Origin of the sequence: Shewanella eurypsychrophilus (assembly GCF_007004545.3) — a bacterium.
Classification (GTDB): domain Bacteria; phylum Pseudomonadota; class Gammaproteobacteria; order Enterobacterales; family Shewanellaceae; genus Shewanella; species Shewanella eurypsychrophilus.
On record NZ_CP045503.2, the window covers coordinates 605,840 to 627,850 of the forward strand.

Annotated in this window: 21 protein-coding genes; 14 read left to right on the forward strand and 7 right to left on the reverse strand. The window is 43.9% G+C overall.

Features of this window, described 5'->3' with window-relative positions; translation table 11 throughout:
• Nucleotides 1–169: 169 nt before the first annotated feature.
• Nucleotides 170–2,593 carry a class I adenylate cyclase gene (locus FM038_RS02485; RefSeq protein ID WP_142871801.1) on the forward strand — a complete coding sequence of 808 codons (2,424 nt, stop codon included), beginning with the start codon at nt 170–172 and terminating at the stop codon, nt 2,591–2,593.
• Nucleotides 2,594–2,658: 65 nt separating this feature from the next.
• Here the strand turns inward: FM038_RS02485 and cyaY are convergent, their stop codons facing one another.
• Nucleotides 2,659–2,988: an iron donor protein CyaY gene (gene cyaY, locus FM038_RS02490; RefSeq protein WP_142871802.1), complete on the reverse strand. Its 330-nt coding sequence runs from the start codon at nt 2,986–2,988 to the stop codon at nt 2,659–2,661.
• A gap of 282 nt (nt 2,989–3,270) precedes the next feature.
• Here cyaY and lptM point away from each other — a divergent pair, with 282 nt between their 5' ends.
• From lptM to FM038_RS02520, 6 genes are all read left to right on the forward strand, one after another.
• The gene (lptM, locus tag FM038_RS02495; RefSeq protein WP_142871803.1) at nt 3,271–3,426 is read left to right on the forward strand and encodes an LPS translocon maturation chaperone LptM; all 156 of its coding nucleotides are present in this window, start codon (nt 3,271–3,273) and stop codon (nt 3,424–3,426) included.
• 4 nt (nt 3,427–3,430) lie between these two features.
• A complete protein-coding gene (gene lysA / locus FM038_RS02500; RefSeq protein WP_142871804.1) occupies nt 3,431–4,675 on the forward strand; it encodes a diaminopimelate decarboxylase in 1,245 nt (414 codons plus the stop codon).
• Nucleotides 4,676–4,774: 99 nt separating this feature from the next.
• Nucleotides 4,775–5,617 (forward strand): diaminopimelate epimerase, encoded by an 843-nt coding sequence (gene dapF, locus FM038_RS02505; RefSeq protein ID WP_195873195.1) that lies wholly within the window; start codon nt 4,775–4,777, stop codon nt 5,615–5,617.
• The gene (locus FM038_RS02510) at nt 5,614–6,252 is read left to right on the forward strand and encodes a DUF484 family protein (RefSeq protein ID WP_142871805.1); all 639 of its coding nucleotides are present in this window, start codon (nt 5,614–5,616) and stop codon (nt 6,250–6,252) included. Before dapF ends, FM038_RS02510 begins: the two co-directional genes overlap by 4 nt.
• A 45-nt stretch (nt 6,253–6,297) precedes the next feature.
• The gene (xerC, locus tag FM038_RS02515) at nt 6,298–7,230 is read left to right on the forward strand and encodes a tyrosine recombinase XerC (protein WP_142871806.1); all 933 of its coding nucleotides are present in this window, start codon (nt 6,298–6,300) and stop codon (nt 7,228–7,230) included.
• Between the two features lie 72 nt (nt 7,231–7,302).
• A complete protein-coding gene (locus FM038_RS02520; RefSeq protein ID WP_142871807.1) occupies nt 7,303–8,019 on the forward strand; it encodes an HAD-IA family hydrolase in 717 nt (238 codons plus the stop codon).
• Between the two features lie 99 nt (nt 8,020–8,118).
• On the opposite strand, the gene ric is transcribed toward FM038_RS02520, so the two are convergent.
• The 4 genes from ric to prmA all read right to left on the reverse strand — a co-directional run bounded on the left by ric (nt 8,119) and on the right by prmA (nt 11,353).
• Complete coding sequence (ric, locus tag FM038_RS02525) at nt 8,119–8,835, reverse strand: iron-sulfur cluster repair di-iron protein (RefSeq protein ID WP_142871808.1); 717 nt, start codon at nt 8,833–8,835, stop codon at nt 8,119–8,121.
• Between the two features lie 193 nt (nt 8,836–9,028).
• Nucleotides 9,029–9,334, reverse strand: a complete 306-nt coding sequence (fis, locus tag FM038_RS02530) for a DNA-binding transcriptional regulator Fis (RefSeq protein WP_005496187.1) — start codon at nt 9,332–9,334, stop codon at nt 9,029–9,031.
• 18 nt (nt 9,335–9,352) lie between these two features.
• Entirely contained in the window at nt 9,353–10,321 is a 969-nt protein-coding gene (dusB, locus tag FM038_RS02535) for a tRNA dihydrouridine synthase DusB (protein ID WP_195873196.1), read from the reverse strand.
• Between the two features lie 150 nt (nt 10,322–10,471).
• Nucleotides 10,472–11,353, reverse strand: coding sequence for a 50S ribosomal protein L11 methyltransferase (gene prmA, locus FM038_RS02540; RefSeq protein ID WP_195873197.1), 882 nt, complete (start codon nt 11,351–11,353; stop codon nt 10,472–10,474).
• 428 nt (nt 11,354–11,781) lie between these two features.
• Between prmA and FM038_RS02545 the strand changes: the two genes are divergently transcribed.
• The 5 genes from FM038_RS02545 to FM038_RS02565 all read left to right on the forward strand — a co-directional run bounded on the left by FM038_RS02545 (nt 11,782) and on the right by FM038_RS02565 (nt 17,434).
• Complete coding sequence (locus FM038_RS02545) at nt 11,782–12,513, forward strand: fumarate reductase cytochrome b subunit (RefSeq protein WP_142871809.1); 732 nt, start codon at nt 11,782–11,784, stop codon at nt 12,511–12,513.
• A 142-nt stretch (nt 12,514–12,655) separates the two neighbouring features.
• A complete protein-coding gene (locus FM038_RS02550) occupies nt 12,656–13,384 on the forward strand; it encodes a fumarate reductase cytochrome b subunit (RefSeq protein ID WP_142871810.1) in 729 nt (242 codons plus the stop codon).
• A 294-nt stretch (nt 13,385–13,678) separates the two neighbouring features.
• A complete protein-coding gene (locus FM038_RS02555; protein WP_142871811.1) occupies nt 13,679–15,679 on the forward strand; it encodes a fumarate reductase flavoprotein subunit in 2,001 nt (666 codons plus the stop codon).
• Nucleotides 15,676–16,419, forward strand: coding sequence for a fumarate reductase iron-sulfur subunit (locus tag FM038_RS02560; protein ID WP_142871812.1), 744 nt, complete (start codon nt 15,676–15,678; stop codon nt 16,417–16,419). Before FM038_RS02555 ends, FM038_RS02560 begins: the two co-directional genes overlap by 4 nt.
• A gap of 106 nt (nt 16,420–16,525) precedes the next feature.
• Nucleotides 16,526–17,434: a LysR family transcriptional regulator gene (locus FM038_RS02565; protein ID WP_142871813.1), complete on the forward strand. Its 909-nt coding sequence runs from the start codon at nt 16,526–16,528 to the stop codon at nt 17,432–17,434.
• Between the two features lie 283 nt (nt 17,435–17,717).
• Here the strand turns inward: FM038_RS02565 and rho are convergent, their stop codons facing one another.
• Both rho and trxA read right to left on the reverse strand, forming a co-directional pair.
• Nucleotides 17,718–18,983, reverse strand: coding sequence for a transcription termination factor Rho (rho, locus tag FM038_RS02570; RefSeq protein ID WP_142871814.1), 1,266 nt, complete (start codon nt 18,981–18,983; stop codon nt 17,718–17,720).
• A gap of 296 nt (nt 18,984–19,279) precedes the next feature.
• Nucleotides 19,280–19,606, reverse strand: coding sequence for a thioredoxin TrxA (gene trxA, locus FM038_RS02575; protein WP_142871815.1), 327 nt, complete (start codon nt 19,604–19,606; stop codon nt 19,280–19,282).
• Between the two features lie 174 nt (nt 19,607–19,780).
• Between trxA and rhlB the strand changes: the two genes are divergently transcribed.
• Both rhlB and FM038_RS02585 read left to right on the forward strand, forming a co-directional pair.
• Nucleotides 19,781–21,088, forward strand: a complete 1,308-nt coding sequence (rhlB, locus tag FM038_RS02580) for an ATP-dependent RNA helicase RhlB (RefSeq protein WP_142871816.1) — start codon at nt 19,781–19,783, stop codon at nt 21,086–21,088.
• The gene (locus FM038_RS02585; protein WP_142871817.1) at nt 21,089–22,000 is read left to right on the forward strand and encodes a Ppx/GppA phosphatase family protein; all 912 of its coding nucleotides are present in this window, start codon (nt 21,089–21,091) and stop codon (nt 21,998–22,000) included.
• Nucleotides 22,001–22,011 lie beyond the last annotated feature (11 nt).

A 22,011-nucleotide genomic window follows, 5' to 3' on the forward strand; every position in this document is an offset into this window, starting at 1 on the left:
GCAATGCTAACATTGCGCGGGGTTAGATGTAACAAACAGGGTTTGATTCTTTGAAGTCTGCCTCAAACTTTTCTAGTCAAAAATGTGATCTTAGTCTCGTTTATTCACTGTTAGTCGCAAAACTGCTAGCATGAGGCTGTTTTGACTCTGCACCCTGGTGTGACCTTAATTGCAAAATGAACGAAATCACTTCATTGAAACCGCCGAACGATTAAATCGAGTAAGGTTAGCGCGTGCGCGTGCTTTATTATCCCCTCTTAAAAGAGATCTTCTTAGCCTAATCCCGCTTTTGTTTCATTATCACAGAGCTGGTTATCCTGGTTACAACGGCCCAATGACACCATCAGGTGTATTCGAATATCAACCCTCAGAGCTTGAGCTGTTAGCCTGTGAAACTTTAGGGCTCGTCAAGCCTATGGTTCACCTCGTTAGGCAAGCGGCGATTGAAGGGGTTTATAGCATGGGAAGCATGTCCAGCTTTGGGCAAAACCCTAAGAGTGATATCGATGTCTGGCTGGTTCATGATCGCCTGCTGAGCCCTGAAGAGTGCCGACTATTGCAGGAAAAGTCAGCCTTGTTAACGTCATGGTTCGCACAACATGCTTTAGAAGTGAACATTTATCTGGTTCACCCTGAACAGTTTATCGGCATTAAATCTGTGGCTGGAGAGGCTGTTAGTGCCATTGGTAATGAACACAGCGGCAGTGCACAGCACTGGTTATTATTGGAAGAGTTTTATCGTAGCCAAATATGTTTAGCGGGTAAGCAAGTGGCGTGGTGGCCAAAATCTCAAAACATTGAGGGCTTACTCAGCTTAGGAAGTGTTGATCAAATCCCAGCCTGTGAATATTTTGGCGCCTCGCTATGGCAGCTTTATAAAGGATTGGATAAACCCCATAAGGCTTTGCTGAAAGTATTGTTACTTGAATCCTACGCATCTAACTATCCAAATACCGAGTTTATCAGCGAAAAAGTGTGGCAACACACCATAGAGGGGGATTTTTCATCTGCCAACGATAGCTATTATCTGCTCTATGAATCGATAGACAAATATCTGGTCGCTCAACAAGAACCACGTCGATTAGAGATTGCTCGTCGATGTTTTTATCTCAAATGTGGCGTACGTTTGAGTGAGCCTGAGCAGGCGCAGGATTGGCGTTATCGTAAGCTGAGTCGTCTGGTTGAGAGTTGGAATTGGTCAAAGAGTTTACTAGAGACACTGGATAATTGTGAGCATTGGCATTGCGGCCAACTGCAGTGGTTTAACGAGCAGTTAAATGAGCTGATGCTTGGTAGTTATCAAACCTTATTGCAGTTCGCATCGACCCACAAGTTGAGTGAAAGTTTGAAGCTGTCTGAACTCGGCCTCCTGACTCGCAAGTTACATACCTATTTTAGTAGTGACAGTAACCAAATCATCGGTTTGAACCGCCTTTGGAGCGAATCTATTGCAGAGCGGCATCTGACGCTTGTCTATAGTCATAACCTGGAGGAATATTGTCTGTACTGCTGTCCTCCCCAGAGAAAGTCCTTCATTGGTCAGCGTGCGGTCTACCAATCAAGGAGTCAGGCAAAACTTCTTGTGTGGGCGGTGCTCAATGGGGTTTCTGAAGGCATGACTCAGTGGTATGAACTTGATAAAGGTCGGAAAAAATCGACTCGATTAACCGATGCAGCCTTACGCTTATCCACAAGCTTTGACCCCATAGGTAAAAAAGTGTCCAACATGGATCTTTATCAGCCTTGGCAATATCGTAAGCTTTTATTCTTGCTAAATTTTGATAAAGATTCGACATCTGAGTGGCAAGGACAAGAGATAATGGTCGATTATCTTAATGCCAACATTTTTTCTTTAGGTCGCGCGGAGCAGAATATGTTGGAGTCTATCGATCTTTTCAGCCTTAATTCATGGGGAGAGTGGCATTGTCAGCATTTTGAGGGAGATCTTGCCATCTTAGAAGTGCTTGCTTTTATTACGCCAGGAATTCGCCGCTCTAGTGAACAGGTAGAGATAGAGGTTGTCAGTGGCTCTGCTAGATTGAAAGTTCAGTTTGAACAAACGGTAATAAATTTAGTGAGGCGAGCAGCACGTTTAAGTTCAAATGTGTCCTCATCATCAACTCTGGTATACCCATTAAAAGTGGCTAAGGTGCAGTATGGTTTATTTTTTAATAGTAAGGGCATGGTATATCAAGACCTTAAGGATGCTAAAGCGTTTTATCAGCAGCTCACTACTCGTATGCTGATTGAGCTTCCTCGGCCAAATCTAGGTAATGAACCTTTGACCATGGCGCCCGATGTGATTCAGGATTTTGCCGCTAGAGGTGCAATTCAATATTTTTTACGCCCCAGTGAGGAGGGGGTTGATGTGTTCGTGCTCAACGAACATAACGAGCTTAATCATTATATTCAGCATGGTGTCAGTGTCGATGAATTAGTCAGTAAAGTGAGTCATAACCATGCATTTGAGGAACCAGAGACGGCAACTCATAGATTTAACCTGCCGCAATTTTTTCGGTTAATACGAATTGATGGACGTTTACGGGCGATCCCTTTTGGGATCTCTATTGATGAAGTGGAAATGGATTTCTAATGCTTTTTTATCAATGATGTAAAAGGGAGCCTTAGGCTCCCTTAGTATCTCTACACGCTTAAACATTATAGCGACAAATTGATGCCACTTTGTTTCTGAATCGACTCTAAAACGAAAGGCATAAACTCAGTGCCATTGCGGCTATCTACCCATTTCCCTTCTACATAAGAGAAGTGATAGCCGCCAAACTTAGTGGCAACCCAGATCTGATGTAAGGGCTCTTGTTTATTGATTACAATTTTAGAGCCATCTTCGAACTCTAATTGCAATACATTGCCAGAAGCGTCTATATCGACATCGGCATCTTGTTCATCGATTGCGTATTCTATGGCCTCGTCTATGGACTGAAACATCTCATCGGCAAGTTGGTGAAATTGTGAGTCTGTTATCGACATCTGTTTTCGTCCTTTATTTAGGGCATATTGTGATTGTGAACATAGTATCAATCGCCATTGTTATGCTCCAACACTTTTTATTAAATAAACCTGCAGGTCAGCTCATGATAGAAAAATATTCAGTTTAATATGTATTAGGCCTTTATGTGCTTGACGTAGAAAGCTGAACTCTGCAACATCAGTAGACTGAGTCTATTTCGGGGGTTATCTTCCGGATCCGAAAGACTCAAAACAGATAAGATAAAAAAATCGCACTCATACCCTATTTAGATGGAAAGATTGATGTTGAGAAAAATGAGACTGTGTTCACTGATAATTTTTGTCAGCCTTTTTGCTGCCGCATGTGGTCAAAAGGGGGCGCTATATAAATCGCCGGACAAACAAGACAACCAGACAGAAGAACAACAGCAGCCAAAAAAACAAAGCAATAAGGAATAAACTTTTGGATCATTTTCTCTATAAAAATAATGAACTGTTTGCTGAAGATTGTTCAGTAGCAGAGTTAGCCCGTATTCATGGTACACCTTTGTATATCTACTCACGCGCTACGCTGGAACGTCATTGGTATGCATTTGACCGTGCGGTTGCTGAACATCCGCATCTTATCTGTTACGCCGTAAAGGCCAACTCCAATATTGCTGTCTTGAATGTACTCGCACGTTTAGGCAGTGGTTTTGATATCGTGTCTGGAGGTGAATTACAACGGGTTATTCAAGCTGGGGGAGACCCGAGTAAGGTGGTTTTCTCTGGTGTTGGTAAAACGGTATCAGAAATGGAGATGGCGCTAAACTTAGGTATCTATTGCTTTAACGTCGAGTCTGCCGCAGAGCTTGAACAGCTCAACATCGTTGCTGGGCGTCTAGGTAAAGTCGCTCCCGTGTCGTTACGTGTGAACCCAGATGTGGACGCCGGTACTCACCCGTATATCTCAACAGGGCTTAAAGACAATAAATTTGGTATTGCGATGGAAGAGGCTGAAGCTATTTTTGCTCGAGCAGCTTCTCTGCCACATTTAAAGGTTAAAGGTGTCGATTGCCATATTGGTTCGCAACTAACAGAGATGCAGCCTTTCCTCGATGCGATGGACCGTATGTTAGCCTTAGTGGATCGTCTTGCTGAGCAAGGTATTCAAATCGAACACTTTGATGTTGGTGGTGGTTTAGGGGTGCCATATGATGATGAAACTCCGCCACAGCCAGATGTTTATGCCGCTGCATTACTCGAACGTTTAGGCGATAGAGATCTTAAACTTATTTTTGAACCTGGCCGTGCGATAGCTGCGAATGCAGGCATCTTTGTGACTCAAGTACTTTATCTGAAAGGTAATGGCAATAAACACTTTGCGCTCGTTGATGGAGCGATGAACGATCTGATCCGTCCTGCGCTTTACAGTGCCTGGCAAAATATTATTCCTGTTAACCCACGTGTTGGCGAAAGTCTAAACTACGATATTGTTGGGCCTGTATGTGAGACGGGTGACTTTCTAGGAAAAGACCGACAGTTATGCCTAGCTGCTAATGACTATCTGGCGGTTCGTTCATCAGGTGCTTATGGTTTTACGATGTCATCGAACTATAACTCGCGTCCTCGTGCTGCTGAGTTAATGGTAGACGGTGAGCAGGCACATCTGGTCCGCGAAAGAGAAAAGATGGCTCAGCTATGGCAAGGTGAGCAATTACTGCCGTAAACTGTATATAATACTTGAAGATATTTCTGTTCCGTACTGAATTAACGTCTTATGACTTAATCTGGCAGACGGTTCGCTGAGATTTGAAGGAAATCCAACTTGATCCATTTCACTAAAATGCATGGTCTAGGCAATGACTTTATGGTCGTCGATGGGGTAACACAGAATGTGTTCTTTTCACCCGAGCAGATAAAGCGCCTGTCCGACCGAAAGTTTGGTATCGGTTTCGATCAATTGCTTTTGGTGGAGCCTCCCTATGATCCCGATCTCGATTTTCATTATCGTATCTTTAATGCAGATGGGGGGGAGGTTGAACAATGTGGTAACGGTGCTCGCTGTTTTGCTCGTTTCGTGCGAAATAAAGGATTGACCAACAAACAAAAAATTAGAGTCAGCACCTCAAATGGCAAGCTCACCTTGCGATTAGAGCATAATGGCAATGTCACGGTTAATATGGGCATTCCAGTACTCGAACCGAGTAAAATCCCATTCAACGCCAAAAGACCTGAAAAAACTTACCTGCTACAAACCGGTGGTGGCGATACTCAGATGCAGACCTTTCTTTGTGGTGCTGTCTCTATGGGAAATCCACATTGTGTATTGGATGTTGAGGATATTGAGACTGCTGACGTTGAAGGTGTCGGTGAGCTACTGACTCAAAATGAGCGTTTTCCGAAAGGCGTCAACGTTGGATTTATGCAAGTGATTAACTCGGGGCACATCAAGCTACGTGTTTATGAGCGAGGTACAGGGGAAACGTTAGCTTGTGGCACTGGTGCATGTGCAGCTGCCGTCGTCGGTCAGTTACAGGGCAAGCTTGAACAGAGTGTCCGTGTTGACCTGCCGGGAGGGAGTTTAACCATCAATTGGGAGGGGGAAGGTAAGCCATTATGGATGACAGGCCCTGCAGAGCACGTATATGACGGACAGATACAAACATGACTGAAATGACTAATGTGAAGAAACCGCTACCTTTTGATGAAATATTGATCCGAGAATACCTACTGGATAATCCTGACTTTTTTAGTCGTTATCCAGAGCTGTTGTTGGCCATGCGGATCCCACATGCAGAACGTGGAGCTGTGTCCTTGGTTCAGCGTCAACAGGAGATGTTGCGTAGCAGGGTACAGCAGCTTGAGGAGGAGATAACCTCCTTGATGGGAATGGCGACCCGTAATGAAATGATCTATATGTTTAATACTCAGCTATCCCTTAAGATGCTGCAGTGTGAAGACTTGGGTGAGCTGAGACAAGAGCTATCAGAAGGCTTGAGAACTCAGTTCCATTTTAGTCATGTGCGTCTTATTACTGTGCATGATCTTGATAGTGAGTTATCGAAGATCTGGAGCAAGCGTCTTAGCCAAGGCTATTATTTTGGCCGGTTAACAACGCTTGAATCTAAACGTTTATTTGGCTGTGAAGTTGGCTCAGTGGCCTTATCTCGATTATCTGAGCAGTGTGGTCAAGTGATCTTTGCTATTGCGAGTCAAGACGCTATGCATTTCCACCCTGAGATGGATCACTTACTACTCGATCAACTGAAGCAACTTTTAGATCATCTTTTGCCTAAGCTATAGTAGCGGCTTTTGAGTATTTTCTTGCTCATAAATAATGAGGGCGCAATGAATACTCTTTGGTTTAAACAGTTTGAGAGTTACCTCAGTGCAGAGCGTCAGTTTTCTGCACATACGGTGCGTAACTATCTTTATGAATTGAATAGAGTCACCGGAAAACTAGAAGGTAACAGCTCACCCCCAGTTCTATGGTCCCAAGTCAGCCACGAACAAATTCAACATACGTTAAGCCAACTACATCGTCAGGGCCTAAGCCCACGATCTTTATCATTGACGCTTTCTGCTGTTAAACAGTTCTGTGAGTTCTTACTCAGAGAAGGTGTTATTCAGTCTAATCCCGCAAAGAGTCTAAGTGCACCTAAGCAAAATAAGCCGCTACCTAAGAATATGGATCTCGATTCGATCACTCATTTACTGGACATTGATGGTGATGATCCCTTAAGCGTGCGTGATAAAGCCATCATGGAGCTGTTCTACTCCTCAGGTTTACGCTTGGCTGAGTTGGCGGCTATTGATGTCGATGATATTTATTTTTCAGATAAACAAGTCAAGGTTATGGGCAAGGGAAGTAAGGAAAGGATTATTCCGATTGGTAGGTATGCCTTAGAGGCAATAGAAGCCTGGTTGTTGCTGAGAGAAAACATTCCCTGTGAAAATGAGGCCTTATTTGTGACGAGCAAAGGAAGGCGTTTAGCTCATCGGAGCATTCAGGCCCGATTAGCTAAATGGGGGCAAGAGCAAGCCTTAAATATGAAGGTGCACCCGCATAAACTGCGGCATTCATTTGCCACGCATATGCTTGAATCGAGTGCCGATCTACGAGCTGTACAGGAGCTGCTTGGACATGCCAATTTATCCACGACTCAGATCTATACCAGTTTAGACTTTCAGCATCTGGCTAAGGTGTATGATGGGGCTCATCCAAGGGCATCAAGAAACAAAGGTACAGATAAATCTAAGGGGAAGATAGCTGATGATTAAACTGAACTCCGGCTCTTTATCAGTCACTAGAGCGGTTAAACTTGCTAGTGAGTTTACAGGAACAGAAAACGAATGAAGATTTATCTACGGCCTCATAGTTTCTCCGCTATCAGCTTTGACCTCGATGACACCTTATATGATAACGGCCCGATAATCAGAGCCGCAGAGCAATCACTGCTAGAGTTTTTAAATTATCGTTACTCTGAAACATTGCGCTGGCAAAGAACTGATTGGCTGGAATTAAAAAAGCGACTCATTCTGAACCATCCTGAGCTAGCGCATGATACTACAGCCGCACGACTTATTATGTTGGAGCAAGGCTTGTTAGGCTTGGGCTATTCCCGTGGTGAGTCGGAGGAGGGGGCTAATGCCGGTCTGAACCATTTCTTAGCAGCACGTTCAGCTTTTACCGTCTCCAAACCTGTGATTAAGTTACTCGAAGCCTTGAGTGAACAATATCCTCTCATTGGCATCACCAATGGCAATGTTGATGCAGACAAGATTGGTTTAGGCAATGTATTAGATTTTGTGCTTCACCCAGGTCAAGGGACTCGTATGAAGCCTTATCCTGATATGTTTTATAGTGCATGTCGAAAACTCGATATCCCTTTGCACAGTTTACTCCATGTCGGTGATAGCCATGTCTCAGATGTGCAGGGTGCTAGATTAGCGGGCTGTCAGTCAGCTTGGTTAAACCCAAAGTTTGATGGTGCTAAAAGTGTCATGAGTCATGGATTACTTCCTCATGTAGAAGTCAGCTCACTTCAAGAACTTATCGCGTTCCTATAGGCGTATTTAAATCTGTACTAAATCTAATTCCAATTGGTATTAGGCCAGTTATTCCGGTTGGTATAACTGGCCTTTTTTGTATCTGAAATTTATACCGATTTACTCAGCCAAGCTTAATGCTTTAGTGAATAGGATGTTGTTCTCAATATGGATGTGCTGCATCAGGTCGGCTTCAAACTCTGCTAGAGAGGCATAACAGACTCTCCAGGTTGTGCATGCATGCTGAGGTGGCTGATAGTTATTGGTTAGCTCTCTAATCTTCTCAAGCACTAAGCTCGCATCATTGTGATCATGCTCCATAGCATTGATTGGGTTGCCAATATGACCAAAACAGCCATTGACCTGTTCACCAGCAGCCATTGCTCGGATAGATGGAAATAGGATTCGCTCCTCTTTCATCAGGTGAGGGACTAGGTCTTCAATGAGGGCTTGAATCCAACCCGCCAGCGGTTTTATCTCTTCATAATGTTCACCGTGAGCACGCACCATTTTCTGGCTATATTCGATCAGCAAAGGCGCTTTCTCTCTAACATAGGTATGGTGTGTATCTTCGATATAATCGATAAGCTGATCAACAGGAAGCTGATTTAAACTATCCTCCTTTTGACCTGAAACAGCACTGGCCAGAAGTGCTGCTTCAACTTCAGACAATTTTGCATCTGCCTTCTCACAAGCTGAGGCCAGTGAGCGGCCACCGCCACAGCAAAAGTCGATACCGAACTGACTGAATATATGTGCAGCCCGAAAATCATCGGCAACCAACTGGCCGACACGTTGTTGAGAGATATCTTTGACTGGTTGTGATGTGGTGCTCATACATTGCTCCAAAGCTGCATTTATTTTATATCTTTAAATCATGGTAATCGCAGACGCTCGTTGCTGACAAGAAATACTTGAGTAATTTAGTCGGGAATTGGTGTTTTTATGATGTAGATTAAGTTGATCGTAAAAATTAGAGATAAAAAAACCAGCCGAAGCTGGTTTTTTTATCTAGTAAAGTATGAACGATTTAGTTCATGCCGTACTTTTTTAATTTCTTACGCAGAGTACCGCGGTTGATACCTAGCATGTTCGCTGCACGTGTCTGGTTGCCACGTGTGTGCTGCATGATGATATCTAGCAGAGGAGCTTCAACTTCGCTCAACACCATTTCATATACTTCTTCAGCTTCTTGTCCGTCCATCTGAGCGAAGAAGTTTGTTACTGCGCGCTTTACAGCGTCACGTAGTAACTGAGGCTTGATAGTACCGTTAGCGGTTTCGATTTTGCCAACTGTAAGCTGATGAGTTTCTGTGTTAGTAGTCTGATCAAACATTCGTATTCTGCTCTTTAATTAATTCTGTGCAATTTCATCAAAATAGCGTTCCACCATGGAACCTTGTTCTTCAACAGTTTCCAGCCGATTAAACTCGGCACGGAATGGGCGCTGTTCTTCCTGGTCCAAATACCATCCAACATGCTTTCTAGCAAAACGGATCCCCTTATACGTACCGTAAAGTTCGTACAAGTTTTGGAGATGTTCCAGCATCACATGACGCTTTTCATCCATCTCAACAGGCGCTAGCTTGCTACCCGTTTCCAGGTAATGTTGGATTTCTCGGAAAATCCAAGGCCGTCCTTGGGCACCTCGTCCTATCATGAGAGCATCGACACCCGTATGTTCCAGCACAAAACGTGCTTTCTCTGGGGTGACAATATCTCCATTAGCAACAACTGGAATCGAGATATTCTGTTTGATAGCCTTAATTGTGTCGTATTCAGCGTTACCTTTATACATGCATTGCCTAGTTCGGCCATGTACAGCTAACGAGGCTATTCCACATTCTTCAGCTATCTGGGCGATTTGAACACCGTTCCTGTGTTCTGGAGCCCAACCGGTTCGAATTTTCAGGGTCACTGGTACATCAACTGCTGCCACCACGGCCTGTAAAATTGCTTTTACTTGCACAGGGTCTTGCAGTAATGCTGATCCAGCTAGCTTTCTATTCACTTTTTTAGCAGGACAGCCCATATTGATATCGATGATTTGTGCCCCTTGCTGTACGTTAACAACAGCGGCATTAGCCATCAATTCAGGATCGGCACCTGCGATTTGTACTGAGCGTATCCCATTTTCACCAGCATGACTCATGCGCTGGCGGCTTTTATCGGTATCCCAAACATCAGGATTAGATGAAAGCATCTCTGAAACCGCCATGGCAGCGCCATAACGAATACAAAGATTTCTAAAGGGTTGGTCTGTGACACCTGCCATTGGTGCCACGATCAACCGGTTTTTCAGTTGATAGGGTCCAATCTGCATTTTCAACACACCTAGCGCTCCAAAGGGGCGCTATAGTACGCCTTTTTTAAGCCGGTGAAAAGGTCAATAAATGACCTGAGAGAAACTTTTTTTCTTGACTTTTAAAAGTGGAGAAGACATAGGCAACACAAGCTGTGTCGCGTACTACTGCTATTTACGTATACCTGTCAAGCGACTCCAATCTTCTTTGTGAGCAGGCGCGTCCATATCGAACCACTCGGTGTAAAATTCAGCAATTTCCTCAGCCTGTTCTTTTAAAAGTCCAGACAGGGCTAATTGACCACCAGATTTTACTTTTTCAGCGATTAATGGGGCTAACTCTCGCAGTGGGCCCGCAAGAATGTTGGCAACTAAGACATCTGCCTTTAAATCTGCTGGTTGATCTTCGGGAAGGTAGAGGCTTATTTGGTCTAAAACGTCATTGCGTTCAGCGTTGGCTTTAGATGCGTCTATTGCCTGATAGTCAATATCAATCCCAGTAACTACTTTGGCACCTAGTTTTAGGGCTGCAACGGCTAAAATTCCTGACCCACAACCAAAATCGATGACCTCTTTATCAATCAATTTCAGTCCATCAAGCCACTCAAGACATAAAGCGGTCGTCGGATGAGTTCCGGTACCGAAGGCTAAACCTGGATCCAATATAACATTGACTGCTTCAGGGTCAGGGATTTCACGCCAACTAGGACAGATCCATAGGCGTTGGCCGAACTTAATTGGGTGGAAGTTATCCATCCATTCTCGTTCCCAATCTTTGTCTTCAACTTGTTCAATCTTATAGCTAAAATCGGTACCAAGATAAGGCAGTAACTTAAGTTGCTCTACGATGATAGCTAGATCTCTGTCGGCTTCAAATAGTGCAGTAAGAACAGTGTGATTCCAAAGTGGTGTTTCACCCAATGTAGGCTCGTAAATGGGCGTATCTTTACCATCTTCAAGGGTGATAGACAGTGAACCTTCTTCCATCAGCAGGTCACTTAATGCATCTGCGTGTTGGTTATCGGTATCAATTTTTAGTTGGATCCAAGGCATGGAATCATCTCGTTACTTGTAAAATTGCGGCTATTGTATACCCAAGGGGGGATGTAAGCGAGTTTACAAGCATTTGTGGCTTAGGTTTATCTTGGTAAATATATGCAGCGAGTGAAAGGCTTGAGCTGAAAACTGGGAAATATTAAACATAGCGATTTTTTAGGGAGGAAATGGGTGTGTTTTGACTTATGCACCTGAAAACTATAAAGAACTGCGCTTAATTGTTCTGTTTGAATTAAAGGTGTAAGCGTTTGAATTAAATTGGTTAATTGGTATGACCTCTGTTTTTAAATATAACCATTGTTTGTGACACGCTTCAAATACCTAGCCATATTGCCGTGAGTTAAATCACGAAACTCTTAGGATGAACATCTCTTCAATAACCTTCCTGATAGAGTGTAAGTTCCGACAATAGGCACTATAAGAACATGACTGTGAGAACTCTACTACCTGCATCTAGCGTACCTGGAATCGCTGGACATCCATGGTCTGCGAAAGCGGACAAAATTCAAAGTGCTACTGGCCTCTTATTAGGCTGTTTTTTGTTAGCGCACTTACATTTTGAGTCAAGCATCCTGTTTGGTAAGGAAGCGTTTTATCAGGTTGTACAAATATTAGAAGGAGGGATGTTTAGCGATACTGGGCATGGCTTCCCTGTTGTTACTAAAATTTTCTCTATCTTCATTATGCTTGTTGTCATGTTGCATGCAGCCGTAGCACTGAGACGTTTCCCTGCACAAATTGGCCAGTGGCGAGCCCTTCGCAGACACATGAATGTCATCAAACATAAAGACAGTCATGCTTGGTTCTGGCAGCTTATTACCGGTTTTATTCTATTTTTCTTAGCGCCAGTACATATATTTACCATGATCACTAACCCTGAGATTGGCCCTCACTTGTCCGCAGAGCGTGTTTATCATGCCAATGCATGGCTGCTTTATGCCTTACTGCTTCCCGCTGTGGTTATTCACGCAATGATTGGTTTGTATCGTGTTGCGGTGAAGTGGGGGATAACTGCTAATCGAGTAGGTTTAAGAAAGCTGGCTAAAGTGATGATTATTTACCTGATCACCATAGGTGTATTGAGCTTAGTTTCTTACATTTATATTGGCAGCGGCCTGTCTTTACCTATAGAGCCCTATGTGCCTGCTAGTCATTAGTCTTGATTAGATAAGGATATCCTTGATTATTTAGAACTGAATTGATCTACCTCACTGTAATGGAGTGATTTGTGAGCGACATTATCATTACATCTAATAAATGTATTAGATGATGTAGCTACTCAACATTAAGTGAGGGTCTATGGCGGTTAATGATTCTGTAATCGTAGATAACACGACAAATACAATAAAAACAACAAATACAGTCGCGAAAGGGAGAGTAAATCGTTGGAGTGCATGGCTCGATATGAGCCAGAGTATTTCAGGTGTGATTTTGGCACTCTTTTTATGGACACACCTAGTGTTGGTTTCATCAATATTACTGGGTGGTGACGCTATGACTTGGGTTGCCGGCTTGATGGAACTCAATTTTCTGAGTGCCGATGGTCACGGATACCCTTGGGTGGTGTCGCTTGTTGCCATAGGAATAGGCGCGCTAGTATTTATTCATGTGTTGGTTGCTCTACAAAAATTACCATTGAGCATAAAACAGCAGAGCGCACTTAGAAAGCAGATGAGCACCATTAAACATGGGGATACTCAGCAATGGGTGTGGCAGGCAGTTACCGGTGTCATTATCTTTGTGTTGTTGCCAGTACACCTTTGGCTTATCGGATCAGCGCCTGAAACAATAGGTCCATCAGGCTCAGCGAGTAGAATTTGGAACGATGGCGCTTGGCTGTTATATCTGCCCTTGCTATTGAGCGTTGAATTACATGCTGCCATCGGTGTTTACCGGGTGGCAATAAAATGGGGCGCAGCTAGAGATCTTAATACACGCGCCCGTATGAAAAAGATAAAAGTCATTATCAGTGTGGTATTTGTGCTGATTGGAGTGGCGTCATTATTGGCTTTTTTACCATATGCATAATGAAGAGAAGAGCCGAGTTCCTAGGTCCTAGAACCTAGAACCTAGAACCTAGGAAAGCTGAGAAGATGCTGCGCTGGTCGGGTGAGTTGTAGGACTGGCTTTAGCCAGAAGGGAATAAACCCATGAACATCGGGGCTAAAGCACCCTCCTACAAAAAGATGATGATAGCGTTATTAGGGCGTAGCCCGTCGAATAGGCGCAGCGGTAGGCCGAAGGCCGTCGTCTTAGCTTTAACTATTTTACTTAAAACTTAAAACTTAAAAAATAGAACCTTACGCTTTAAAAGGAGCAAGTGTGAAACTGATATATACCGATTCTTTAGTGGTTGGAGCTGGATTAGCTGGCTTGCGAGTTGCTATAGCTTCCAAGGAACGCGGACTCGATACTGTAGTGCTTTCTCTTATTCCTGCTAAGCGGTCACATTCCGCAGCAGCTCAAGGGGGAATGCAAGCGAGTCTGGGCAATACCGTGAAAGGAATGGGTGATGATGAAGATATTCATTTTCAAGACACGGTAAAAGGTTCTGATTGGGGCTGCGATCAAGAAGTTGCTCGTATGTTTGCTCATTGTGCGCCCAAAGCAGTTAGAGAGCTGGCAAACTGGGGCGTTCCCTGGACACGAGTGACAGAAGGACCTAGACAGGTCGTTGTCAATGCAGAGAAGGTCACGATTGATGAAGCCAAAGAGGCTCACGGTCTGATTAATGCTCGTGACTTTGGTGGCACAAAAAAATGGCGTACTTGTTATACCGCCGATGGCACCGGGCATTCTTTACTTTACGCTGTCGATAATAAAGCAATATCAATGGATATTCCTGTTCACGAGCGTGTTGAAGCGTTAGCACTGATCCATGATGGCAAGCGTTGCCACGGTGTCGTTGCACGCTGCATGATCACAGGTGAGCTCAGAGCTTATATAGGTAAATCAACCACGATTGCGACAGGTGGTTATGGCCGTTTATATGAGGTCTCTACCAATGCCATTATCTGCGAAGGAATAGGTCAGGCACTTGCGCTAGAAACTGGCGTTGCCAAGCTAGGTAATATGGAAGCGGTTCAGTTCCATCCTACGGCTATTGTGCCGGTTGGTATCTTAACGACCGAAGGTTGTCGCGGCGATGGCGGCTTGTTACGTGATAAAGATGGCCATCGCTTTATGCCAGATTATGAGCCAGAGAAGAAAGAGCTGGCATCCCGTGATGTGGTTTCGCGTCGTATGACAGAGCATATGCGTAAGGGCAAAGGGGTTGATAGCCCTTATGGTCCACATTTATGGCTCGATATTACCTTACTGGGCCGTAAGCACGTTGAGACTAACCTGCGTGAAGTGAAAGAGATCTGTGAGAACTTTCTTGGTATTGATCCTGCTAAAGAATGGATCCCAGTTCGCCCAACTCAGCATTATTCCATGGGTGGTATTCGCACAGATAAAACCGGTCAAAACCCTCAGCTTAAAGGCTTGTTTAGTGTCGGTGAAGCAGCTTGCTGGGATATGCATGGCTTTAACCGTCTCGGTGGTAACTCACTGGCTGAAACGGTCGTTGGCGGTATGATTATTGGTAAATATGTTGCCGATTTCTGTCAAGAAAACAGTTTAGAAATAGACACGAACCTTGCCGAGTCGTTTGTTGATAAGGTACGCGACGAAATTGATGATCTGATTGAAGGCAACGGCAGTGAAAGCCCGTTTGCGCTCAGAAAAGAGATGGAAAGGATCATGATGGACTATGTCGGTATTTTCCGAAATGGCCCAGAACTAGATAAAGCCGTTTGTGAACTACAAGCGCTACTCAAGCGTTCACGTGCTATTGGCCTAAAGTGCAAGAAGCGTCATGCCAACCCAGAACTTGTCGAAGCGCTCCGTGTTAAGCGCATGATTAAAGTTGCATTAACGGTGGCTTGTGGCGCTGCAGCCCGAACAGAGAGCCGTGGCGCTCATGCTCGAGAAGACTTTCCACAACGAAATGATAAAGATTGGTTGAACAGAACGCTTTCAAGCTGGCCAGATGAAAACTCACTTTCACCTGAACTCAGTTATGAACAGCTCGATGTCATGAAGATGGAGCTGCCACCAGGCTATCGTGGCTATGGCATAAACAATGCGATTGCCCATCCAGATACCGACAAACGTGAGCAAGAGATCACTCGAATATTGAGTGAGCTGGGTGATGATGCAGATCGTCATGAAAGACAAGATGCTGTTATGCCTTTTGAAGTGCCTGAAGCTTTGGTAGCAAAAAATGAGCGTTTAAGTGACACCTTATGTAATGAGAGTGCGGGAGATAAAGTTAAATGAGCCAAGTGACAGCTAAGGGCCGTACCTTAACCTTTAATATCTTTAGATATGACCCTCAAGAGGCTGGTGATAAGCCGAAGATGGTGAAGTACCAAATTGAAGAAACGCCAGGCATGACAGTGTTTATTGCACTGAACATGTTACGCGAACATCAAGATACGTCTCTGCAGTTTGATTTTGTCTGTCGGGCAGGTATTTGTGGCAGCTGCGCCATGGTGATCAATGGTTTTCCAACGCTTGCTTGTCGGACATTAACCAGTAAATATCCAAAAGGTGAACTCACTCTTATGCCGTTACCTGGCTTTGAGTTAATCGGTGATCTTTCGGTTAATACGGGTAAGTTTATGCGTGAACTGGCTGAGCGCTTAAAGCTGTGGCTGCACCCTGTTGCTGATGATGCTGACGTTCATAGATTGGAAACGCCAATGTCACCAGAAGAAGCTGCCAAGCTTTATGAGCTTGAGCGTTGTGTCGAATGTGGCGTTTGTGTATCGGCCTGTGCGACTAAACAGATGCGAGAAACCTTCGTTGGCGCTGTCGGCATGATGAAGCTGGCAAGATTCGAGCTAGATAGCCGTGATGGCCGTAGCGTTGAAGATTTTTATCATGTTATCGGTAATCAAGATGGTGTATTTGGCTGTATGACCCTGCTGGGTTGCCAGGATAACTGTCCGAAAGATCTACCGCACATGCAGCAGATCGCATACCTGCGCCGTAAAATGGCGGTCGCCCAAATTTAATTATTTGATAATGAGTACCAGATAAAGAGCCTGCTTTAATAGCAGGCTTTCTTTTTTGTGTTAGAACTCATAGCATGATGATGACTTTCGCTAATGAAACAATTTTATGCAAATAAATGATCTTACGCTTTTTGTTCGAGTGGCTGATTGTGGCAGCATTACCGCCGCTGCGACTGAGTTGGATATCTCCCCCGCTTCTGCGAGCGCAGCACTGAAACGACTCGAAAAGCAATTAGAGACTAGTTTGTTTATTCGCAGTACCCGCAGCTTGAGGTTAACGGATGCGGGTGAACGTTACCTAATACATTGTCGCAGAGCATTGACAGATCTTAACCTTGGCCAGCAAGCTATTGATAATGTGAAAGAGAAAATTTCCGGCGTTGTCAGCCTTGCTGTGCCTTCCGATGTTGGCAGAAATGTATTACTTCCTTGGCTAGATGCTTTTATGGATGAATATCCAGAGTTAAAGCTTAGGTTGCATATCGGTGATACTTTATCGGACTTTTATCACGATAAGATAGATGTCGCTCTGCGTTCAGGGACGCCAAAAGACTCTTCCTTAGTGGCTTTTAAAATATGTTCAGCCCAAAGGGTATTGTGCGCCTCTCCTGAATATATTGCAAAGTGGGGAAGCATAGAGTCAATAGATCAGTTATCTGAGCATAGTTGTCTTTTTTTCATGTTAGATGATCGTACTCATGATCAATGGGCTTTTACCAAAGGTGGTAAAGAATTTAAAGTCAGGGTCACTGGAAATCGAACCTGTAATGATGCCGATATCGCGCGCCGTTGGGCCGTTGCAGGTAAGGGGATTGTCTATAAATCATCATTGGATTTAGGCGATGACTTAGTAACAGGAAGACTCGTTCCTTTGATGACGGATTACCAAGGTGAGTCCGCCGATCTTTATCTGGTTTGCCCTGGAAGGGATCATGTCACCCCAATTATTTTACTATTGAGGGATATGCTTAGGGAAAGGTGTAAGCAGAGGCTAGGGCTGAAGCTAAGGAAATAGGGAATAGGAGCTAGGAACTAGGAACGAGGATGGGTGCTAGGAGCTAGGATCTAGGAGCTAGGAACTAGGAGCTAGGAGCATCATCGACCCATGGGTTCTTTGAAGAGACAGACATAACTCTTTATTACAGGAAGGCCAGACACAACGAATGTTTCAAACCATCCTTGGCAAACCTTCATAATTCTTTATTACAAGAAGTCCAGACATTAAAAAGCCGCAACATGTGCGGCTTTCTTTATGCTTTTTTAGAACTTAGAACTTAGAACTTAGAACTTAGAACTTCTTAAGTCTTAGCGCGCTTCATCGCTTTGAAGAAATCTTCGTTAGTCTTGGTCATTGCCAATTTATCGATAAGGAATTCCATACCAGTCACTTCATCCATAGGATTAAGTATCTTACGTAGGATCCACATCTTCTGTAGCTCATCCGGCGTGGTTAACTTCTCTTCACGACGTGTACCTGAGCGGTTAAAGTCGATGGCAGGGAAAACACGCTTTTCAGCAGCTTTGCGAGAAAGGTGTAACTCTTGGTTACCTGTACCTTTAAATTCTTCGTAGATGACTTCATCCATCTTAGAACCGGTATCAACCAATGCTGTAGCGATAATTGTTAAGCTACCACCGAACTCAATATTACGAGCTGCACCGAAGAAACGTTTAGGACGGTGTAGTGCGTTAGCATCGACACCACCAGTAAGTACCTTACCTGATGATGGGATCACTGTGTTGTATGCACGTGCAAGACGAGTGATTGAATCAAGCAGAATAACCACGTCTTTCTTGTGCTCAACAAGGCGCTTAGCTTTTTCAATAACCATTTCGGCTACTTGTACGTGACGACTCGCTGGCTCATCGAAGGTAGAAGCAATCACTTCACCTTTTACCATGCGCTGCATCTCGGTCACTTCTTCCGGACGCTCATCAATAAGCAGAACCATTAAAACTACGTCTGGGTTGTTGTAGGTGATGCTTTGAGCCATGTTCTGAAGCAGTAATGTCTTACCTGCTTTTGGCGGAGCAACAATCAAACCACGTTGACCTTTACCAATTGGCGAACATAGATCGAGAATTCGTGAAGTAATATCTTCTGTTGAACCATTACCACGTTCCATGCGCATACGTTCTTCTGCATGTAGTGGGGTTAAGTTTTCGAAAAGAATTTTTGTACGAGAATTTTCAGGCTTGTCATAGTTGACTTCAGAGACTTTTAGAAGTGCGAAATAACGTTCGCCTTCTTTAGGTGGTCTGATTTTTCCGAAGATGGTATCACCGGTCCGCATACTGAAGCGACGGATCTGGCTAGGGGAAACATAGATATCATCAGGACCTGCAAGGTAAGATGCATCACCACTGCGGAGGAACCCGAATCCATCTTGTAGAATTTCTAATACTCCGCCACCGAAAATATCTTCACCGCTTTTGGCGTGGGCTTTGAGGATAGAGAAAATAATGTCCTGCTTACGTGCGCGGGCTGTATTCTCAACTTTCATCTCTTGGGCGAGCTTTACTAAGTCTGAAATCGACGTATCTTTTAATTCTGATAAATTCATCTTGGTGGGTCTTTTTATGCGAGACAATGCTATTTACGATAAAGGGATCAATAACTGTTTAATACAATTTGAATGATTAATCGTATAGCGAGGTGTGGGTTAGTAGAAAAGGTCTGGTTATTAAAGTAGCACTATAGTGAGTGTGCGTCTAGGGATTTAGCTCAACCCGACACAATTTAATGAATAAGCTGTGTCAGGAATCACTATATTAGCGCTATTGTGTAAGGCATCTCGTTTTTTTGATGAAATGACTTACAGTAAAGCTGACTAAAGTTTATACCAAAGAGGCAAAATACTTATAGTTGAGCTTCGATGAACTCTTTAAGTTGAGTCTTTGATAGAGCGCCAACTTTGGTTCCAGCTAATTCGCCGTTCTTGAAGATAAGCAATGTTGGAATACCACGTACGCCATACTTAGCGGGTGAAACGCTGTTTTGGTCGACATTTAACTTAGCGATAGTCACTTTGCCTGCATATTCTTCTGCGACGTCATCTAAAATAGGGGCAATCATCTTACAAGGACCACACCACTCCGCCCAAAAATCAACAACTACTGGTAATTCAGAGTTGATTACGTCATTTTCGAAGCTGTCGTCGCTTAGTTGTACTATCTTGTCGCTCATGATGTTCTCCAGTTAGGCTGCCATTGCTGGTTTGTTAATGGCTTAACCTGTATATTGGGTCTGAAAATAACTTTTCAAGGTAGTTTGAATAACCTTTAAAGCTACTTTTTATAATTAGTCGCTATTTCAAACGATTGAGTTTCTTATTGCAACCCTAACTGGTATGCTGCCGCTATGAGCGAAACACATTTATCTAATCAGAAGTTTGCCGACTTTTCCCTTAATGAAGGGATAAAAACAGCACTAAACGAGAGCGGCTTTGAATTTTGTACGCCTATTCAAGCACTATCAATACCTATTCTATTGCAGAAAAAAGATATCGCAGGTCAAGCACAGACCGGTACAGGGAAGACATTAGCATTCCTGGTGGCGACTTTTGAACATCTGCTATCTACCCCAGTTCCTGAAGGTCGTCAAATTAATCAGCCTCGCGCTATGATTATGGCACCAACTCGTGAGCTTGCTATTCAGATTGCTAAAGATGCAACTTTATTAGCAAAACATACTGGCTTGAAAGTCGGTATCGTGTATGGCGGTGAAAGTTACGAAGTGCAACGTAAGGTGCTAGATAAAGGTATCGATATTCTTATCGGTACCACGGGACGTATTATTGATTACGTCCGTCAAGGCATCATTAACTTGAGTGCTATTCAAGCTGTTGTGCTTGATGAAGCCGATCGTATGTTCGATCTTGGTTTCATTAAAGATATCCGCTTCCTTTTCAGACGTATGCCTGATGCTAAATCGCGTCTTAATATGTTGTTTTCTGCGACTTTATCGATGAAAGTACAGGAACTGGCATACGATCACATGAATGAACCTGAAAAGGTCGTCATTGCGCCTAACGAAAAAACCTCTAAAAATATCAGAGAAGAGATCTTCTATCCATCGATGGATGAGAAGATGAAGTTACTACTGACTTTGATTGAGGAAGATTGGCCCGAGAAGGCGATTATCTTCTCTAATACTAAGCACAGCTGTGAAAATGTCTGGTCTTGGTTATCAGGTGACGGCCACAGAGTGGGCTTGCTAACTGGTGATGTACCACAGAAGAAGCGTATTCGTATACTCGAGCAGTTCACTACTGGTGAATTAGATCTATTAGTTGCTACAGATGTTGCTGCTCGTGGTCTACACATCTCTGATGTTTCACACGTGTATAACTACGATCTTCCCGATGACTGTGAAGATTACGTTCATCGTATTGGCCGTACAGGGCGTGCTGGTAAGAAAGGCGTGTCGGTGAGTTTTGCCTGTGAAGAATATGCACTGAATTTACCAGCGATTGAAGAGTATATTACTCATTCTATTCCAGTGTGTAACTATGATAGCTCTGCGCTGCTGGAAGATATTCCTGCACCGATACGAGTACATAGAAAGCACAACAATCGTCCTCAACAGGGACGTAGTGGGTCGGGACGTTCGCAAGGTAACCGAAATAGCGGTCCACGCCGCCATGATCGAGTTCGCAGACACTCGTAAATGACAACACCTCGCTATGCAGCCATTACGTTAGGTTCTAATAGCTTTAATATGCTGGTCGCTGAAACTAAGGCTGATCAGCCATCTATTATTGCCAAATATAAGCGTAAAGTGCGTCTTGCTGAAGGGATCCAACAGAATGGATCTCTTAGTGAGGAGGTGTTATTACGTGGCTTAGATTGCTTAGCCATGTTTGCAGATATGCTCGATAAAGAGGGTGTAGCGAGAGATAGTATTGCAGTGATCGCGACCGCGACCCTGCGAAATATAGCCAATTCCGATGATTTTTGTCGTCGTGCTCTACCTATTTTAGGTCATCCCATCGAAATCATCACAGGCATGCGTGAAGCTGAGCTGATCTATCAAGGCATGGTGGCCACGACCTGTGGCGAAGGACGCCGCTTAGTAATTGATATCGGTGGTGCGAGTACCGAGTTTATTATCGGTGATGGCGATAGAGTCTTGTTGAAAAATAGCCTGCCTATGGGCTGTGTCACCTTCAATGAGCAATTCTTTAACTCATTCCCACTGCAAGAACTAGATTTTGAAAATGCTAAGTCTCAGGTTAAGCAAACACTGGGTACGCATTTAAAAGAACTGACTAGCTTAGGCTGGCATTGTGTTGTCGGTGCATCTGGTAGCGTTCAATCTGTTGTAGAACTCTTAAACCATCGCAATGAATCAAGCTGTATTACACTTGCAGTGCTTAATAGCCTCAAACAAGAAGTACTGGCACAGTCAGATCTTTCGATGACTGAGATCACAGGTTTAAATCATGAGAGAGCGCCAACCTTTGCAGCTGGTATCTCTATTTTGCTTGCCCTGTTTGAACTACTTAACATAGAAAAACTGAACCTCTCCGGGGGGGCGCTCCGTGAAGGAGTACTGCAAACCTTAGCTCATCGTCTCTAGAGAAAGCTTTT

Excerpts from the sequence above, each read along its gene's own strand:
- cyaY (WP_142871802.1), bottom strand. The coding sequence starts at position 2,988 with ATGTCGATAACAGACTCACAATTTCACCAACTTGCCGATGAGATGTTT.
- lptM (WP_142871803.1), top strand. The coding sequence starts at position 3,271 with ATGTTGAGAAAAATGAGACTGTGTTCACTGATAATTTTTGTCAGCCTT.
- FM038_RS02510 (WP_142871805.1), top strand. The coding sequence starts at position 5,614 with ATGACTGAAATGACTAATGTGAAGAAACCGCTACCTTTTGATGAAATA.
- xerC (WP_142871806.1), top strand. The coding sequence starts at position 6,298 with ATGAATACTCTTTGGTTTAAACAGTTTGAGAGTTACCTCAGTGCAGAG.
- FM038_RS02520 (WP_142871807.1), top strand. The coding sequence starts at position 7,303 with ATGAAGATTTATCTACGGCCTCATAGTTTCTCCGCTATCAGCTTTGAC.
- ric (WP_142871808.1), bottom strand. The coding sequence starts at position 8,835 with ATGAGCACCACATCACAACCAGTCAAAGATATCTCTCAACAACGTGTC.
- fis (WP_005496187.1), bottom strand. The coding sequence starts at position 9,334 with ATGTTTGATCAGACTACTAACACAGAAACTCATCAGCTTACAGTTGGC.
- dusB (WP_195873196.1), bottom strand. The coding sequence starts at position 10,321 with ATGCAGATTGGACCCTATCAACTGAAAAACCGGTTGATCGTGGCACCA.
- prmA (WP_195873197.1), bottom strand. The coding sequence starts at position 11,353 with ATGCCTTGGATCCAACTAAAAATTGATACCGATAACCAACACGCAGAT.
- FM038_RS02545 (WP_142871809.1), top strand. The coding sequence starts at position 11,782 with ATGACTGTGAGAACTCTACTACCTGCATCTAGCGTACCTGGAATCGCT.
- FM038_RS02550 (WP_142871810.1), top strand. The coding sequence starts at position 12,656 with ATGGCGGTTAATGATTCTGTAATCGTAGATAACACGACAAATACAATA.
- FM038_RS02560 (WP_142871812.1), top strand. The coding sequence starts at position 15,676 with ATGAGCCAAGTGACAGCTAAGGGCCGTACCTTAACCTTTAATATCTTT.
- FM038_RS02565 (WP_142871813.1), top strand. The coding sequence starts at position 16,526 with ATGCAAATAAATGATCTTACGCTTTTTGTTCGAGTGGCTGATTGTGGC.
- rho (WP_142871814.1), bottom strand. The coding sequence starts at position 18,983 with ATGAATTTATCAGAATTAAAAGATACGTCGATTTCAGACTTAGTAAAG.
- trxA (WP_142871815.1), bottom strand. The coding sequence starts at position 19,606 with ATGAGCGACAAGATAGTACAACTAAGCGACGACAGCTTCGAAAATGAC.
- rhlB (WP_142871816.1), top strand. The coding sequence starts at position 19,781 with ATGAGCGAAACACATTTATCTAATCAGAAGTTTGCCGACTTTTCCCTT.
- FM038_RS02585 (WP_142871817.1), top strand. The coding sequence starts at position 21,089 with ATGACAACACCTCGCTATGCAGCCATTACGTTAGGTTCTAATAGCTTT.